The organism is Staphylococcus cohnii species complex 1663 (assembly GCF_041008415.1).
GTDB classification, from domain to species: domain Bacteria; phylum Bacillota; class Bacilli; order Staphylococcales; family Staphylococcaceae; genus Staphylococcus; species Staphylococcus ureilyticus.
The window spans coordinates 58,918-75,805 of record NZ_JBFDVL010000008.1; the positions used below are offsets into that span (position 1 = coordinate 58,918).

General features: G+C 34.6%; 19 protein-coding genes. All 19 read left to right on the forward strand.

The genetic code is table 11. The features are described 5' to 3' along the window. The first annotated feature begins 85 nt into the window (after positions 1–85). The 19 genes from AB1J10_RS10485 to atpG all read left to right on the forward strand — a co-directional run bounded on the left by AB1J10_RS10485 (position 86) and on the right by atpG (position 16,867). Complete coding sequence (locus tag AB1J10_RS10485; protein ID WP_046207749.1) at positions 86–1,516, forward strand: aldehyde dehydrogenase family protein; 1,431 nt, start codon at positions 86–88, stop codon at positions 1,514–1,516. Between the two features lie 560 nt (positions 1,517–2,076). Further along, the gene (gene rho, locus AB1J10_RS10490; protein WP_046207750.1) at positions 2,077–3,393 is read left to right on the forward strand and encodes a transcription termination factor Rho; all 1,317 of its coding nucleotides are present in this window, start codon (positions 2,077–2,079) and stop codon (positions 3,391–3,393) included. 132 nt (positions 3,394–3,525) lie between these two features. Beyond that, a complete protein-coding gene (locus AB1J10_RS10495) occupies positions 3,526–3,783 on the forward strand; it encodes a type B 50S ribosomal protein L31 (RefSeq protein WP_019468287.1) in 258 nt (85 codons plus the stop codon). Positions 3,784–3,985: 202 nt separating this feature from the next. Further along, positions 3,986–4,585, forward strand: coding sequence for a thymidine kinase (locus tag AB1J10_RS10500; RefSeq protein ID WP_046207751.1), 600 nt, complete (start codon positions 3,986–3,988; stop codon positions 4,583–4,585). Beyond that, a complete protein-coding gene (prfA, locus tag AB1J10_RS10505) occupies positions 4,585–5,661 on the forward strand; it encodes a peptide chain release factor 1 (protein WP_046207752.1) in 1,077 nt (358 codons plus the stop codon). Before AB1J10_RS10500 ends, prfA begins: the two co-directional genes overlap by 1 nt. Then, the gene (prmC, locus tag AB1J10_RS10510) at positions 5,648–6,484 is read left to right on the forward strand and encodes a peptide chain release factor N(5)-glutamine methyltransferase (protein ID WP_070657387.1); all 837 of its coding nucleotides are present in this window, start codon (positions 5,648–5,650) and stop codon (positions 6,482–6,484) included. Before prfA ends, prmC begins: the two co-directional genes overlap by 14 nt. 95 nt (positions 6,485–6,579) lie before the next feature. Next, positions 6,580–7,623, forward strand: coding sequence for an L-threonylcarbamoyladenylate synthase (locus AB1J10_RS10515; protein WP_046207754.1), 1,044 nt, complete (start codon positions 6,580–6,582; stop codon positions 7,621–7,623). Continuing rightward, positions 7,620–8,042 carry a low molecular weight protein arginine phosphatase gene (locus AB1J10_RS10520; RefSeq protein ID WP_046207755.1) on the forward strand — a complete coding sequence of 141 codons (423 nt, stop codon included), beginning with the start codon at positions 7,620–7,622 and terminating at the stop codon, positions 8,040–8,042. Before AB1J10_RS10515 ends, AB1J10_RS10520 begins: the two co-directional genes overlap by 4 nt. 144 nt (positions 8,043–8,186) lie before the next feature. After that, the gene (locus tag AB1J10_RS10525; RefSeq protein WP_046207756.1) at positions 8,187–8,711 is read left to right on the forward strand and encodes a TIGR01440 family protein; all 525 of its coding nucleotides are present in this window, start codon (positions 8,187–8,189) and stop codon (positions 8,709–8,711) included. A 21-nt stretch (positions 8,712–8,732) separates the two neighbouring features. Then, complete coding sequence (glyA, locus tag AB1J10_RS10530; RefSeq protein ID WP_107365477.1) at positions 8,733–9,971, forward strand: serine hydroxymethyltransferase; 1,239 nt, start codon at positions 8,733–8,735, stop codon at positions 9,969–9,971. Between the two features lie 16 nt (positions 9,972–9,987). After that, positions 9,988–10,617, forward strand: a complete 630-nt coding sequence (gene upp, locus AB1J10_RS10535; RefSeq protein WP_019468295.1) for a uracil phosphoribosyltransferase — start codon at positions 9,988–9,990, stop codon at positions 10,615–10,617. Positions 10,618–10,639: 22 nt separating this feature from the next. Continuing rightward, complete coding sequence (wecB, locus tag AB1J10_RS10540; RefSeq protein WP_064209843.1) at positions 10,640–11,770, forward strand: non-hydrolyzing UDP-N-acetylglucosamine 2-epimerase; 1,131 nt, start codon at positions 10,640–10,642, stop codon at positions 11,768–11,770. A gap of 155 nt (positions 11,771–11,925) precedes the next feature. Further along, positions 11,926–12,276 (forward strand): ATP synthase subunit I, encoded by a 351-nt coding sequence (locus AB1J10_RS10545; RefSeq protein ID WP_046207759.1) that lies wholly within the window; start codon positions 11,926–11,928, stop codon positions 12,274–12,276. Between the two features lie 27 nt (positions 12,277–12,303). After that, positions 12,304–13,026: a F0F1 ATP synthase subunit A gene (gene atpB, locus AB1J10_RS10550; protein WP_019468297.1), complete on the forward strand. Its 723-nt coding sequence runs from the start codon at positions 12,304–12,306 to the stop codon at positions 13,024–13,026. Between the two features lie 38 nt (positions 13,027–13,064). After that, positions 13,065–13,271: a F0F1 ATP synthase subunit C gene (gene atpE, locus AB1J10_RS10555; protein ID WP_002482721.1), complete on the forward strand. Its 207-nt coding sequence runs from the start codon at positions 13,065–13,067 to the stop codon at positions 13,269–13,271. Between the two features lie 97 nt (positions 13,272–13,368). Then, on the forward strand, positions 13,369–13,896 hold the full coding sequence (locus AB1J10_RS10560; RefSeq protein ID WP_026034759.1) for a F0F1 ATP synthase subunit B: 528 nt from the start codon (positions 13,369–13,371) through the stop codon (positions 13,894–13,896). Next, complete coding sequence (locus tag AB1J10_RS10565) at positions 13,896–14,435, forward strand: F0F1 ATP synthase subunit delta (RefSeq protein ID WP_070039515.1); 540 nt, start codon at positions 13,896–13,898, stop codon at positions 14,433–14,435. The genes AB1J10_RS10560 and AB1J10_RS10565 overlap by 1 nt, the downstream gene beginning before the upstream one ends. A gap of 20 nt (positions 14,436–14,455) precedes the next feature. Further along, positions 14,456–15,970, forward strand: a complete 1,515-nt coding sequence (gene atpA / locus AB1J10_RS10570; protein ID WP_046207761.1) for a F0F1 ATP synthase subunit alpha — start codon at positions 14,456–14,458, stop codon at positions 15,968–15,970. Positions 15,971–16,000: 30 nt separating this feature from the next. Further along, positions 16,001–16,867, forward strand: a complete 867-nt coding sequence (atpG, locus tag AB1J10_RS10575) for an ATP synthase F1 subunit gamma (protein WP_046207762.1) — start codon at positions 16,001–16,003, stop codon at positions 16,865–16,867. The last annotated feature ends 21 nt before the right edge of the window (positions 16,868–16,888 follow it).

Sequence of the window (16,888 nt, forward strand, 5' to 3'; positions counted from 1 at the left end):
TGATTTGGAATGAGCAGATATGTTTTAAAATTAAAAATCTAGGTTAGAATAAAAGCATGAACACAAATTAAGGAGTGAATAATTGATGAGAAATTTCACTAAACAATATATCGACGGAGAATGGGTAGAAAGTGCAAGTGGAGAAACACTTGATGTAATCAACCCAGCAACTGAAGAAGTGGCAGGCACAATTGCTAAAGGCAATAAAGAGGATGTTAATAAAGCGGTAGAAGCAGCAGATAAAGTATATTTAGAATTTAGACAAAGTTCTGTAGCAGAAAGAAAAGAACTGTTAGATAAAATTGTTCAAGAATATAAAAATAGAAAAGATGATATTGTTGACGCAATAACTGACGAATTAGGAGCTCCTTTAAAAGTATCTGAAAATGTCCATTATCAAATGGGGTTAAATCATTTTGAAGCTGCACGAGATGCATTAGATAATTTTGAATTTGAAGAAAGACGTGGCGACGATTTAGTTGTTAAGGAAGCAATTGGTGTTGCTGGATTAATTACACCATGGAATTTCCCAACTAACCAAACTTCATTAAAATTAGCAGCAGCTTTTGCGGCAGGAAGCCCAGTTGTATTAAAACCATCAGAAGAAACACCATTTGCAGCTATCATTTTAGCAGAAATATTTGATAAAGTTGGCGTACCTAAAGGTGTATTTAACTTAGTGAATGGTGATGGCCAAGGCGTTGGAAATCCACTAAGTGAACATCCAAAAGTAAGAATGATGTCCTTTACTGGATCTGGTCCAACTGGCGCAAGCATTATGAAGAAAGCAGCTGAAGATTTCAAAAAAGTATCATTAGAATTAGGAGGTAAATCTCCTTATATTATTTTAGATGATGCTGATATTGATGGTGCTGCAAGTGCAGCAACTGGTAAAGTCGTCAATAATACAGGACAAGTTTGTACTGCAGGGACTAGAACATTGGTACCAGCAAGTATAAAAGAAGAATTCTTAACAGCTGTTAAAGAAAAATTTAGTCAAGTTAAAGTTGGTGATCCTCGTGAAGAAGGTACACAAGTAGGACCAATTATTAGTAAAAAACAATTTGATCAAGTTCAATCATATATTGATAAAGGTGTAGAAGAAGGTGCCGAATTATTATACGGTGGTCCTGGAAAACCTGAAAACTTGGAAAAAGGCTATTTTGCAAGACCAACTATTTTTAATAATGTTGAAAATGATATGACAATTGCACAAGAAGAAATTTTCGGTCCTGTTATGTCTGTGATTACTTACAACGATTTAGACGAAGCAATTGAAATTGCAAATGATACGAAATATGGCTTAGCTGGTTATGTATATGGACAAGACAAAGAAAAACTGCATAAAGTTGCGCGTTCAATTGAGGCTGGAACAGTTGAAATAAATGAAGCTGGACGAAAACCAGACTTACCATTCGGTGGCTATAAACAATCAGGTTTAGGACGTGAATGGGGAGATTATGGCATAGAAGAATTCTTAGAAGTTAAATCTATTGCAGGATATTTTAACGCGTAATTTAATACAAAATAAAATTATAAGTTGTAATAAAAATATACTGTGACAAATAATCGCAAGCTTAAAAATGACTAATCCGTATGCTTATGGATTAGTCATTTTTTAATCTTCCGATTTTTAACATGCATGCGTGAGGATATGATTTGAGCCTGTAGCCTCTCATAACCACCATTTCTTCGGTGTAAGGACATTATAAAATCGCCAAAAATGAATGTTTAACTTATATTACTTAACGAAACGACAATCTCCAATTCCTAATATAAGTCTATTACGATATGCAAAGGTCAGTTTTTATATTTCTCAATGACAATTGATGTTAATGATTGAACCAGAGATACCTATGCTTAGCTCTAATTATTTTTAGAAATTTTGAATTATAAATTAAAGCATTACAATTTAACATACTGTTTTATTAACTAATTAGCTTTAAAGCAGTATTAATAAATTTCAAAAATTGAAATACATTTTGTAATTAAATAAAATATTTGCTATAGTTATAAAGGTAAATAGCGTAGCCCTCTATGTTATTTAAAACTTTTTTATGAAATGGGTGCAAGATAATGCCTGATAAAGTACGAACATCACCTCAGTACGAATCGTTCCACGAGTTATATAAAAATTACACTACTAAAGATCTCACTCAAAAAGCAAAATCACTGAAATTAACAAACTATAGTAAATTAAATAAAAAAGAGTTAGTTCTTGCAATTATGGAAGCCCAGATGGAAAAAGATGGCAACTATTATATGGAAGGTATCTTAGATGATATCCAACAAGATGGTTATGGCTTCTTAAGGACTGTCAATTATTCAAAAGGTGAAAAAGATATATATATATCTGCTAGCCAAATACGTCGTTTTGAAATTAAAAGAGGCGACAAAGTAACTGGTAAAGTAAGGAAACCAAAGGATAATGAAAAGTATTATGGTTTGCTACAAGTAGATTTTGTTAATGATGAGAATGCAGAAGAAGTTAAGAAAAGACCACATTTCCAAGCATTAACACCATTATATCCAGAAGAGCGCATCAAGCTAGAAACAACAAAAGAAAATTATTCTACACGTATTATGGATTTAATTACGCCAATTGGTTTAGGACAACGTGGTTTGATTGTTGCCCCACCAAAAGCTGGGAAAACGTCATTATTGAAAGAAATTGCAAATGCCATCGCAAGCAATAAACCTGATGCAGAATTATTTGTGCTACTTGTGGGTGAAAGACCAGAAGAAGTAACTGATATTGAGCGTTCTGTAGAATCAGCAGAAGTCGTTCATTCAACATTTGATGAACCACCACAGCACCATGTCAAAGTAGCAGAATTACTATTAGAACGTGCCAAGCGTTTAGTAGAAATAGGTAAAGATGTCATTATTCTTATGGATTCTATTACAAGACTTGCACGTGCATATAACTTGGTTATCCCGCCAAGCGGACGCACGCTTTCAGGTGGTTTAGATCCAGCTTCATTACACAAACCTAAGGCATTCTTTGGTGCTGCGAGAAATATTGAAGCTGGTGGAAGTATGACGATATTAGCTACTGCTTTAGTAGATACAGGATCACGTATGGATGACATGATATATGAAGAATTTAAAGGGACAGGAAACATGGAATTACACCTTGATCGCAAACTGGCTGAACGCCGTGTCTTTCCAGCTATTGATATTGGTCGAAGTTCTACACGTAAAGAAGAATTACTAATACCGCCAAAAGATTTAGAGTCACTTTGGCAACTACGTAACATGTTCACAGATTCACTTGATTTCACAGAAAGATTTGTAAGAAAATTAAAACGTACAAAAACGAATCAAGAATTCTTTGAACAATTGCAACAAGCTGCCAAAGAAAGTACTAAAACTGGTAAGCCAATTATTTAAAGCAGCTTAACATTTAAATATGTGATTTAGGGTTGCGTTTTAGTTTTATAACAATTATAATTATCAAGTATTGGGTAAAAAACTCACAAACAACTCTGTTCCAGATGGTTCAGGGCAAAGGAGCTGAAAAAAATGAAACAAAATATTCATCCTGAATACCACAAAGTTATCTTTTTAGATACAACTACAGACTTTAAATTCTTAAGTGGTTCAACAAAATCTTCATCAGAAACAATGGAATGGGAAGATGGAAATGAATACCCAGTTATTCGTTTAGATATTTCATCTGATTCACATCCATTTTACACAGGACGTCAAAAATTCGCTGCTGCGGATGGTCGTGTGGAACGTTTCAACAAGAAATTCGGATTCAAATCAAGCAACGAATAATTGTTGTCATAAGGCATTCTCATTTTATGAGAATGCTTTTTTATTTAACATGGACGATGTGAAGGTTTGAACAGAATTGCACAGTTGTTAGAGCACTTTGATTACATATTAAATTACAAATATCTTATGAGAAATTGATATTTTAAGATGGAAAATATGATATAATAAACCGATTATGTTTTGAAAAAGGGTGGAACGCATAATGAATGAAACTTATCATTCCGGGTGGATAGAATGTATAACTGGAAGTATGTTTAGTGGTAAATCTGAAGAATTAATTCGTCGTTTAAGACGTGGACTATATGCTAAACAAAAGGTGGTTGTATTTAAACCGGCAATAGATGATCGCTATCATAAAGATAAGATTGTGTCGCATAACGGCAATGCAATTGAGGCAATTAATATCTCGACAGCAGCTGAGATCTATAAACACGATTTAACAAATTTTGATATTATAGCAATTGATGAAGTTCAATTTTTCGAAAATAATATTGTCCATATTGTTGAAGAATTAGCTGAAAAGGGGCATAGAGTGATTACTGCAGGTTTAGATATGGATTTCAGAGGTGAACCATTTGAACCAATTCCTCATTTATTAGCAGTAAGTGAAGAAGTGACTAAACTACAAGCTGTATGTGCAGTATGTGGCTCGTCATCAAGCCGTACACAACGATTAATTGATGGTAATCCAGCAAAAATAGATGATCCAGTGATTCTCGTTGGCGCTAACGAAAGCTATGAACCTAGATGTAGGGCACATCATATTGTTGCACCAAGTAATCATGAGAAGGAGGAAATGTAGTGTTTGATCAATTAGACATTGTAGAGGAAAGATACGAGCAATTAAATGAAATGTTAAGTGATCCTGAAGTCGTAAATAATCCAGACAATTTACGAAAATATTCAAAAGAACAGGCTGATTTGCAAAAAACAGTAGAAGTATATCGTGAATATAAACAGGTTAAAGAAGATGTAACTGAAATAGATGATATGTTACAGGAAACAAAAGACGATGAAGAAGTCGAAATGCTTAAAGACGAAAAGCAAGAATTGAGTCAAAAAATTCCAGAACTGGAAGAAGAATTAAAATTCTTGTTAATACCAAAAGACCCTAACGATGAAAAAGACGTAATTGTTGAAATTCGTGCAGCAGCTGGTGGGGATGAGGCTGCAATATTTGCTGGTGATTTATTTAGAATGTATTCTAGATATGCAGAAGCACATAGTTATAAAACTGATATCGTAGAAGCTACTGAAAGTGATCATGGTGGTTACAAAGAGATTAGCTTCTCTGTTTCAGGAACAGGCGCTTACAGTAAATTGAAATACGAAAATGGTGCACATCGTGTACAACGTGTACCAGCAACTGAGTCTGGAGGACGTATTCACACATCTACTGCTACTGTTGCCGTATTACCAGAAGTTGAAGATGTTGAGATAGAGATTCGAAATGAAGATATTAAAGTAGACACATATCGTTCTAGTGGTGCAGGTGGACAACACGTAAATACCACTGATTCTGCCGTTCGAATTACACATATACCGACAGGTGTCATTGCTACATCATCTGAGAAATCTCAAATTCAAAACCGTGAAAAAGCAATGAAAGTGTTAAAAGCACGTTTATTTGATATGAAATTACAAGAAGAACAACAAAAGTATGCTGCACAGCGTAAATCAGCTGTCGGTTCAGGTGATCGCTCAGAGAGAATTAGAACATACAATTATCCACAGAGTCGCGTAACGGATCATCGTATTGGATTGACATTGCAGAAATTAGAGCAAGTTATGGAAGGTAAGTTAGATGAGATTATTGATGCACTAACTTTAGCTGAACAAACTGATAAATTGAAAGAACTGAATGATGGTGAATTATAGAGAACGATTAAAAATCGCACAAGACAAATGCGAAATTAAAGGTATTGAAGTAACACGAGCTGAATGGTTAATGCTTGATTTATTTCAATGGCAAAAATTAGATTATTTGCTACACGCAGATGAAGTTATGACGGAAGCACACAACGTGTTGTTTGATAATGCGGAAGCAAGGATGTTACAAGGCGAACCGATTCAATATATTGTAGGAACGCAAACTTTTTATGGTGAAATATTTAAAGTGAATGAGCATTGTTTAATTCCAAGGCCAGAAACCGAGGAAGTATTACTACATTTTTATAATTTGGTAAAATCGGGAGATAAGGTTGTAGATATTGGAACAGGTAGTGGTAACATACCTATTTTACTAAAAAAAATGAATCAAAATTTGGATGTTATAGCTACAGATTTATATGATGAAGCCTTATCTGTGGCAAAAGAAAACGCTGAGTATCATGATGTAGATGTTATATTTTTACAAGGCGATACCTTAAATCCATTAATAGAAAAGCATATTAAAGTGAATGGATTGATTTCAAATCCCCCCTATATCGCTGAGAGCGAAAAAGCTTTAATGGATGATACTGTTTTACAATATGAACCTATGAGTGCTTTGTTTGCTGAAAACAACGGCTTTCAAGTTTATGAAAAGATTTTAGATCAATTACCAGACGTATTATTACCTAATGCAATTGTTGTGTTTGAGATTGGTTATAAACAAGGAGCTATATTAAAAAGCAAAATTGAAAAAAAATATCCTGCTGTAAGTGTCCAAATAATAAAAGATATTAATGATAATGATAGAATGGTTTCTTTTAAATGGTAATTTAAGAAGTTGTGTACCTAACATGATATGTCATGAAGGTGCATAACTTCTTATTTTGTTTTAAAATTGAAATTAAGATGAAAGGGTGAGTATAAATGAAAACAAAAATATGGGATTTAAGAAATCATGTGACAGAAGATGCAAATGTAGATGCTTTTAATGAGATAAAAAATATTTTTGAAGCTGGTGGACTCATCGCTATACCAACTGAAACTGTATATGGTTTAGGTGGTGATGCAAGAAATGAACAAACTATAAAAAATATTTTTGCTGCAAAAGGTAGACCTTCAGATAATCCACTCATCGTGCATATACATAATGTTAAGCAGCTAGATGTATTTACGAAGCATATTTCACAAGAAGTTAAAATACTGATGAATCAATTTTGGCCAGGACCAATTTCGTTTATTTTACCATTAAAAAAAGGATATTTATGTGAAAGTGTAAGTGGTGGACTTTCATCCATAGCGGTTAGAATGCCAAGTCATGTGATTGGGAGAAAAATATTAGAGTTTGTAGACATACCGATTGCCGCACCGAGCGCTAATTTAAGTGGTAGACCTTCTCCAACTAAGTTTGAACATGTATATCATGATTTAAACCAAAGCATTGATGGTATTGTTAATGGTGATCAAAGTGAAGAAGGTTTAGAAAGTACCGTGTTAGATTGCACGCAATACCCATTTAAAATTGCTCGTCCAGGATCTATCACCAAGTCGATGATTGAAAATGTTTTGCCAGGTTCTATTTCAGCAAAAGATGATTTAAATCAAGAAAAACCTATAGCCCCCGGAATGAAATATAAACATTATGCGCCAGATACGCCAATAACGATTGTATACGGCGTTCATCAACAACCATCCTCATGTAAAGATTGGAGTGATGTTGCGTTTATATTCCCGAAAGATAAATGTAAATATATTCCAAAAAACGCAACTTTCATTCCACTGTGTGAAAATGAAAGAGATATTAAAGGGGCAAACCATAATTTGTATCAAATATTGCACGATATAGACAAAAATAAAAAGATAAAAGAAGCTTATATATTTGGATTTGAAAATAGTGGCGAAGCAGTTGCTATTATGAATCGAATGCAAAAGGCGGCAAACTTTACCGTCGTTAAAGGAGAAAAATTATGAAAATCGTTTTTGTTTGTACTGGTAATACTTGTAGAAGTCCAATGGCAGAAAGTATTGCAAAAGCTAAAATACCTGACATCGAAGTTGCTTCGCGTGGTTTATTTGCATTAGATGGCGCACCTACCTCAGAACATACGCGTGCTATCTTAAAAGAAAAACAATTGCCAATACCTGACAATGCGCAACAATTCACTGAGATGGACATGCATGCAGATCTTATTTTGACAATGTCAAGGAGTCATAGAGATGCGATTAAACAAACGTATGGCGTAAATACACATATATTTACTTTAAGTGAATATGTATTGCATGGTGATGATGTTTCTGACCCATTTGGAGGAACTAAATCAGATTATATTGAAATTTATAATGAATTAAATTCATTGATTGAAAAATTAAAAAATAAAATATTAGAGTAAATAAATATGTGAAATTAGTATGAGTAAGTCATTAAATACGTTATAATAATTACGTGTAGCAAATGTGCTAGCAATTAAATTTGCCAGATTGGACTTATGTATTTTGGCTTACTTTTTTATCAAAATAAATAAGGGGTGTTTAATATGGAAGATTTAAGAGCATTGTTAGATGAACTAAAGTCTAAATCTTTCTTTAAAAAGGATGAGCTTTGTATTGTAGGTTGTTCTACTTCAGAAGTGATTGGCGAACGCATAGGTAGCGTCGGTTCAATGGAAGTAGCTAAAGATATATTTGAAGCATTAAAAGAGATTGAAACGGAAACAGGCGTTTCTTTTGTATTTCAAGGCTGTGAACATATCAATAGAGCAATTACGATTGAAAAAGCTAACTTCGACCCCGCAACGATGGAAGAAGTAACCGTTGTACCCGATGTCCATGCTGGAGGTAGTTTAGCTACGTATGCATATCAGCATATGGAAGCGCCTATGGTGGTTGAAACTATAACTGTTCCGAAAGGTATAGATATTGGTCAAACATTAATTGGTATGCATATCAAACATGTAGCAATACCCGAACGTACAAGCGTGAAGCAAATTGGCGAAGCAATTGTTACAATCGCTTCTTCAAGACCTAAAAAAATTGGTGGCGAAAGAGCAAAATACAACTAATACAGAAACGAGGGTTTACTAATGTCATTTATTAAAGATCAAGATAAAGAAATTTATGAAGTGATTCAAAACGAGTTCAACCGTCAAAATAACAATATAGAGTTAATTGCGTCAGAAAACTTTGTGTCGGAAGCAGTTATGGAAGCTCAAGGTTCAGTATTAACTAATAAGTATGCTGAAGGTTATCCGAACAGAAGATATTACGGTGGTTGTGAATATGTCGATGTATCTGAAACATTAGCTATTGAGAGAGCAAAGCAATTATTTGGTGCAGAACATGTTAACGTTCAACCACATTCTGGTTCACAAGCAAATATGGCTGTTTATCTCGTGGCATTAGAACACGGAGATACTGTATTAGGTATGAATTTAAGTCATGGTGGGCACTTAACTCATGGTGCGCCAGTAAACTTTAGTGGTCAATTTTATAACTTTGTCGAATATGGTGTCGACAAAGAAAGCGAACAAATAGACTATGACGAAGTATTAAAAGTAGCAAAAGCGCACCAACCTAAGTTAATCGTTGCTGGGGCTTCTGCATACTCAAAAACAATAGACTTCAAACGTTTTAGAGAAATTGCTGATGAAGTAGGCGCTAAATTGATGGTAGATATGGCTCATATCGCTGGATTAGTCGCTGCAGGCTTACACCCAAGTCCAGTAGAATATGCTGATTTTGTAACTACAACAACACATAAAACATTACGTGGCCCTCGTGGTGGAATGATTTTATGTAAAGAAGAATACAAAAAGCAAATTGACAAAACAATCTTCCCAGGCATTCAAGGTGGCCCTTTAGAACATGTTATTGCTGCCAAAGCAGTAGCATTCGGTGAAGCACTACAAGATGATTTTAGAACATATCAGCAACAAGTTATTAAAAATGCAAAAGTATTAGCTGATACACTAAATAAAGAAGGATTTAGAGTAGTATCTGGCGGTACTGATAATCACCTAGTATGCGTAGATGTAAAAGGATCAGTCAATATTACTGGTAAAGTAGCAGAAGAAGCCCTTGACTCAATAGGTATTACTTGTAATAAAAATACAATACCATTTGATCAAGAAAAACCTTTTGTAACAAGTGGTTTAAGACTTGGTACACCAGCAGCTACTACACGTGGTTTTGATGAAGCGGCATTTGAAGAAGTAGCTAAAATTATAAGCTTAGTGTTAAAAGATCCTGAAAACGAAACAACATTAAAAGAAGGAAAAGAAAGAGTTAAAGCATTAACTACGAAACATCCTTTATATAATTAAATTGGAGGAAGTAATTATGGGCAACGTACATGTTTTTGATCACCCACTTATTCAACACAAATTAAGTTACATTAGAGATGTACATACAGGTACAAAAGAATTTAGAGAACTCGTAGATGAAGTAGGCATGTTAATGGCTTACGAAGTGACTAGAAATCTAGAGTTACAAGATGTAGAAATTGAAACGCCTGTTACTAAAATGATAGCTAAGCGTTTAACTGGTAAAAAATTAGCATTTATTCCCATTTTAAGAGCAGGTCTTGGCATGACACAAGGTATCTTAAATCTTGTGCCGGCAGCAAGAATAGGTCATGTTGGCTTATACAGAGATCCTGAAACGCTAGAAGCAGTTGAGTATTTTGTGAAATTACCACAAGATATTGAAGAAAGAGAAATTGTCGTAGTTGATCCAATGCTAGCGACTGGTGCTTCCGCAATTGAAGCGATTAATTCACTTAAAAAACGTGGCGCCAAGCATATCAGATTTATGTGTCTAATTGCAGCACCAGAAGGTGTAGAAAAATTACAAGAAGCACATGAAGATGTCGATATCTATATCGCAGCATTAGATGAGAAATTAGATGACCATGCTTATATTACACCTGGATTAGGTGACGCTGGTGACCGTTTATTCGGTACAAAATAGTTTGACCCAGGAGTGGAGTAGTATGAAAAAAGTTATGACTGTATTCGGGACACGGCCTGAAGCTATAAAGATGGCACCACTCGTTTTAGAATTGGAGAAAGACGCTGAATTACAACCAATCGTTGTAGTGACGGCACAACATAGAGAAATGTTAGATTCTGTGTTGAAAAGCTTTGACATCACACCTGATTATGATTTGAACATTATGAAGCAGGGACAATCATTGTCTGATATAACTTCACGCATACTCGTACGATTAGAGGATGTTATAAAAGAAGCGAAACCAGATATGATACTTGTTCATGGTGATACCATGAGTACATTTGCTGGAAGTCTTGCAGCATTATATAATCAAGTCCCAATCGGGCATGTCGAAGCTGGTTTGAGAACTTGGAATAAATATGCTCCATTTCCTGAAGAAATGAATAGACAAATGGTAGGAGTAATGTCCGATTTAAACTTTGCTCCTACCAATAATGCTGCAAATAATTTGATTGCTGAAAACAAACCAGAAGACTCAATTGTCGTAACAGGTAATACTGCTATTGATGCAATGAAAACGACAATTCATAATGGTTATCAATCAGAAATTATAGCCAAGCACAAAGATAAACGAATTATTCTACTCACTGCGCATAGACGAGAAAATATTGGGGAACCAATGGCACATATTTTCAAAGCAGTACGAGATATCGTCGAAGCATACGAGGATGTTGTTGTCGTTTACCCAATACATAAAAACCCTAAAGTAAGAGAAATTGCAGATTATTATTTATCAAATCACACGAGAATTGAGCTTGTAGAACCCTTAGAAGTTGTTGATTTTCATAATTTTGCGCATCAGTCTTATTTAATTTTAACTGATTCTGGTGGTGTACAAGAAGAAGCGCCTTCTTTAGGTAAACCAGTACTCGTTTTGAGGGATGTTACAGAAAGACCAGAAGGTGTAGCGGCAGGTACATTAAAAATTGTAGGCACAAATGAAAAGAATATATTCGCAGCAACAAAAGAACTATTAGATAACAAAAATTTGTATGAGATCATGAGTACAGCTCAAAATCCATATGGAGACGGCAATGCATCATATAGAATTTGTCAAAATATTAAATATTTTTTTGGTTTAATTGATAAAAAACCTTCTTCTTTCAAATAATTTTCGTATTTATGTGTCATTTTTGTGACATTCTTGTAAAAAATTGAATTACAATTTGAATAGAATTGACACGTAAAGTACCCTATATTATTATTAAAATTGTATGATTGGAATGGTTTTCATATAAGAAAGATAAGGTGAAGCGAGGCACTGAAATGAAACGTTTCAACATCATTTTTAAACAGTACATGCAATACTATATATATTGTATTATTGTACTTGTAATTGTGTTTATTTTCACATACTCTGCATTTATATTAGGTCTTATAATTGGAATGATCGGATCGCTAATCAATACTTTTACTTTTGAATATTATTTGGCGGAAGCAAAAGAAAAGGATAACATACATATTTCAACGGGCAACATTTGGAGATATTTGGTTGTGATATTAGCTTGTACGACATGGTATTTTTATAAGGACCATATAAACATTTTTGGAGTAGTTGTTGGTTTAATGATTTCTTATGTTTTAATTGTTTTCAAACCATTTTTACACAAGAAATAAATTTTATAATGAAAGAGGTGAGAAAGCATGGATCATAAAGACCCTCTAGTCAGTTGGAATGTGTTCGGTCTAGACATCGTGTTTAATCTATCATCGATTATGATGATGTTGATTACGGCGTTTATTGTTTTTGTAATAGCTATTATTTGTACACGTAACCTCAAGAAACGTCCAACAGGCAAACAAAACTTTATCGAGTGGGTTTTTGATTTCGTAAGAGGGATTATCGAAAGTAACATGGCTTGGTCAAAAGGCGGTCAGTTCCATTTCTTAGCCGTTACATTAATCTTTTTCATATTTGTTAGTAATATGCTCGGTTTACCGTTCCAATTAATTTCGGGACACACCCTGTGGTGGAAATCTCCCACAGCCGATCCAACTGTGACATTAACATTATCAACGCTCATAATATTATTAACACATTATTATGGGGTTAAAATGGTTGGCACTAAAGGGTATTTTCAAAATTATACAAAGCCGATATTCCTATTGCCTATCAATGTGTTTGAAGAGTTCACTTCAACATTGACGCTAGGACTACGACTTTACGGAAATATTTTTGCAGGTGAATTATTACTAGGATTATTAGCAGGTTTAGTATTCGACTTCCCAGCATGGGGTTGGTTAATTGGATTACCTGGCCTAATCGTATGGCAAGGGTTCTCAATTTTTATCGGTACGATTCAGGCATATATATTTGTAATGCTTTCGATGGTATATATGTCACATAAAGTACAAAAGAGTCATTAAATTAAAAAATAAAAAGAACAAATTAGGAGGATTTTTAAATGAATTTAATCGCAGCAGCAATCGCAATCGGCTTATCAGCACTTGGTGCAGGTATTGGTAATGGTCTTATCGTTTCAAGAACAGTAGAAGGTGTCGCTCGTCAACCAGAAGCACGTGGTCAATTAATGGGTATTATGTTTATCGGTATCGGATTAGTTGAGGCGCTACCAATTATAGGTGTAGTTATCGCTTTCATGTCACTATAAGTAAACTAGTCTTTATGGCGAAGTCTTCTAGGCTCTCGCCGTTCGTTTTTATCAAAATACCTTATGATTATACTGGATGAAAGGAGTGTCTATGAAAGTGACTGCTACGACTAATATGTTCGTTCTAGGTGCGGCTAGTGGCGGTGGTGTACAATGGGGAACAATCATTGTTACGATTGCTACATTCGCCATATTACTCTTACTTTTGAAAAAGTTTGCATGGGGCCCACTTAAAGAAGTAATGGACAAACGTGAACGCGATATCAATAAAGATATCGACGATGCTGAACAAGCTAAATTAAATGCTCAAAAATTAGAAGCACAAAACAAACAAACACTAAAAGAAACACAAGAAGAGGTTCATAAGATTTTAGAAGAATCTAAAATACAAGCCCGTAAACAACACGAAGAAATTATTCATGAAGCCAATATTAGAGCTAATGGCATGATTGAAACAGCACAAAATGAAATTAACAGTGAAAAAGAACGCGCACTTGCAGATATTAATAATCAGGTTTCTGAGCTTTCCGTACTCATTGCTTCAAAAGTACTGCAAAAAGAAATTTCAGAAAAAGATCAAAAAGAATTAGTTGAAAAGTACATTAAAGAGGCAGGCGATAAATAATGGCTAATGTAGCAAAAAAATATGCAAAAGCGTTATTTGATACTGCTAAAGAAAAAGCGTTACTTGATCAAATGTATGAAGAGTTTTCAACAATTGACGAAGCAGTGCGACCTGAAGTAGGAAAATTAAAAGAATTAGATACAGACCCACAAAAAGATGTAGCACAACGCCAACGTTTTGTTGCTATTATTTTTGGACACGCACATCAATATTTACAAAATATGTTTATGGTGCTTGCAAGTAATCGTCACCTTACATATACTCATGAAATATTCTTAGCTTTTGAAACTTTATATAATGCGTATCACAATCAAGACTTTGCGATTATTGAATCAGTGTATGAACTATCTGAGGATGAAATAGCAAGTATTGATTCAATTATTAGATCGCGCACAAAACTATCAAAACTAATGATTACAAATGAAATAAATCCAGATCTTATCGGTGGTATCCGAGTTAAAGTTGGTACGAAAGTGATGGATGCAAGTATTAAAAATGATCTTGCCAAACTTGAAAAGCAATTTATTAGAGTGAAATAAAAATCGAAGGAGTGACATAGATGGCCATTAAAGCTGAAGAAATCAGTGCATTACTTCGCTCACAAATAGAAAATTATGAGTCAGAAATGGCTGTTACTGATGTAGGTACAGTTCTGCAAATTGGTGATGGTATCGCTTTAATCCACGGATTAAATGACGTTATGGCTGGTGAGCTTATTGAATTTAATAACGGCGTTCTAGGTTTAGCACAAAACTTAGAAGAATCCAATGTCGGTGTAGTAATTTTAGGGCCTTACACGGATATTAAAGAGGGAGATGAAGTAAAACGAACTGGACGTATCATGGAAGTTCCAGTTGGTGAGGAGTTACTTGGTCGTGTCGTTAACCCATTAGGACAAGCAATTGATGGTCAAGGACCAGTCAATACTACAAAAACACGTCCTGTAGAGAAGAAAGCAACTGGTGTAATGGATCGTAAATCTGTAGATGAACCATTACAAACTGGTATAAAAGCAATTGACGCGCTTGTACCAATCGGCCGTGGACAGCGTGAATTAATCATCGGAGACCGTCAAACGGGTAAAACGACGGTTGCCATTGATACGATTTTGAACCAAAGAGATCAAGATACGATCTGTATATACGTTGCTATCGGACAAAAAGATTCAACTGTACGTGCAAATGTTGAAAAATTACGTCAAGAAGGTGCATTAGATTATACAATTATTGTTTCTGCTTCAGCAGCAGATCCAGCGCCTATGCTTTATATCGCGCCATATTCTGGTGTAGCAATGGCTGAAGAATTCATGTTTGCTGGCAAAGATGTTTTAATCGTTTATGATGATTTAACAAAACAAGCAGCAGCTTATCGTGAACTATCATTATTATTACGTAGACCTCCAGGCCGTGAAGCTTATCCTGGTGATGTATTCTACTTACATAGTAGATTATTAGAGAGAGCGGCTAAACTAAATGATGATTTAGGTGGCGGTTCAATCACAGCATTACCTATTATTGAGACACAAGCAGGCGACATTGCCGCTTACGTTCCGACAAACGTAATTTCTATTACTGATGGACAAATATTCTTGCAATCTGACTTGTTCTTCTCTGGTGTAAGACCAGCGATTAATGCAGGTCAATCAGTATCACGTGTCGGTGGTTCTGCGCAAATTAAAGCAATGAAAAAGGTTGCTGGAACTTTACGTCTAGATTTAGCATCATATCGTGAATTAGAATCATTCGCGCAATTTGGATCTGATTTAGATGAATTTACTGCTAAAAAATTAGAACGTGGTAAACGTACAGTTGAAATATTAAAACAAGATAAAAACAAACCACTACCTGTAGAAAATCAAGTTTTAATTATTTATGCTTTAACAAAAGGACATTTGGATGATATCCCTGTAGTTGATATCACACGTTTTGAAGACGAGTTGAATCAATGGGCTAAATCGAATGCATCTGATTTATTAAATGAAATCAAAACGACGGGTGCTTTACCTAATGATGAATCATTTGAATCAGCGATTAATGAATTCAAGAAGAGTTTTAGCAAATCAGAAGAAGCATAATAGTTAATGTAGATAAAAGGTGGTGAGATAATGGCATCTCTTAAAGAAATCGATACACGAATAAAATCAACAAAAAAGATGAAACAGATTACGAAAGCAATGAACATGGTTTCTAGTTCGAAATTGCGTCGTGCTGAAAAAAATACGAATCAGTTCAGACCATATATGGTTAAAATGCAAGATGCAATTACAGCTGTTGCTGGAGCGGACAAAAATTCACATCACCCAATGTTACAACAACGAGAAGTGAAGAAAAGTGGTTATATCGTAATTACTAGTGACCAAGGCCTTGCGGGTGCATACAATGCGAATGTGTTGAAACATCTAATGAAAGATATTGAACGCAAACATAGTAGTAGTGATGAATATTCCATCTTAGTTTTAGGCCAAACAGGTGTTGATTTTCTTAAAAATAAAGGATATGACATTCATGATTCTTTAACAGAAGTTCCTGATCAACCTTCATTTAAAGAAATACAAGCAATTGCTAAAAAAGCAATAGATTTGTATAACGATGAGATTGTGGATGAGGTGAAAATTTATTACAGTCATTTCGTCAGTGTTTTAGAAAATACACCGTCGATGAAAACTGTGCTTCCATTGTCTCCAGAAGATTCAAGCTTAGGACATGGTCAAATGTCTTCATATGAATTTGAACCAGACAAAGAAGCAATTTTAAGTGTCATTTTACCTCAATATGTTGAAAGTTTAATATATGGAACGATTTTAGATGCAAAAGCAAGTGAACATGCAACACGTATGACGGCTATGAAAAATGCATCTGATAATGCGACAGATATCATTGATGATTTATCTATCGAATATAACAGAGCGAGACAAGCAGCAATCACTCAACAAATTACTGAAATTGTTGGTGGCGCAGTTGCACTTGAATAATGATTAAAGGAGGAAAATAGC

Coding starts and splice junctions, on each gene's coding strand:
- atpG (WP_046207762.1), top strand. CDS start 16,001: ATGGCATCTCTTAAAGAAATCGATACACGAATAAAATCAACAAAAAAG.
- atpB (WP_019468297.1), top strand. CDS start 12,304: ATGGATCATAAAGACCCTCTAGTCAGTTGGAATGTGTTCGGTCTAGAC.
- AB1J10_RS10515 (WP_046207754.1), top strand. CDS start 6,580: ATGAAAACAAAAATATGGGATTTAAGAAATCATGTGACAGAAGATGCA.
- prmC (WP_070657387.1), top strand. CDS start 5,648: ATGGTGAATTATAGAGAACGATTAAAAATCGCACAAGACAAATGCGAA.
- AB1J10_RS10545 (WP_046207759.1), top strand. CDS start 11,926: ATGAAACGTTTCAACATCATTTTTAAACAGTACATGCAATACTATATA.
- glyA (WP_107365477.1), top strand. CDS start 8,733: ATGTCATTTATTAAAGATCAAGATAAAGAAATTTATGAAGTGATTCAA.
- wecB (WP_064209843.1), top strand. CDS start 10,640: ATGAAAAAAGTTATGACTGTATTCGGGACACGGCCTGAAGCTATAAAG.
- atpA (WP_046207761.1), top strand. CDS start 14,456: ATGGCCATTAAAGCTGAAGAAATCAGTGCATTACTTCGCTCACAAATA.
- AB1J10_RS10485 (WP_046207749.1), top strand. CDS start 86: ATGAGAAATTTCACTAAACAATATATCGACGGAGAATGGGTAGAAAGT.
- upp (WP_019468295.1), top strand. CDS start 9,988: ATGGGCAACGTACATGTTTTTGATCACCCACTTATTCAACACAAATTA.
- AB1J10_RS10520 (WP_046207755.1), top strand. CDS start 7,620: ATGAAAATCGTTTTTGTTTGTACTGGTAATACTTGTAGAAGTCCAATG.
- AB1J10_RS10500 (WP_046207751.1), top strand. CDS start 3,986: ATGAATGAAACTTATCATTCCGGGTGGATAGAATGTATAACTGGAAGT.
- AB1J10_RS10525 (WP_046207756.1), top strand. CDS start 8,187: ATGGAAGATTTAAGAGCATTGTTAGATGAACTAAAGTCTAAATCTTTC.
- atpE (WP_002482721.1), top strand. CDS start 13,065: ATGAATTTAATCGCAGCAGCAATCGCAATCGGCTTATCAGCACTTGGT.
- AB1J10_RS10565 (WP_070039515.1), top strand. CDS start 13,896: ATGGCTAATGTAGCAAAAAAATATGCAAAAGCGTTATTTGATACTGCT.
- rho (WP_046207750.1), top strand. CDS start 2,077: ATGCCTGATAAAGTACGAACATCACCTCAGTACGAATCGTTCCACGAG.
- AB1J10_RS10495 (WP_019468287.1), top strand. CDS start 3,526: ATGAAACAAAATATTCATCCTGAATACCACAAAGTTATCTTTTTAGAT.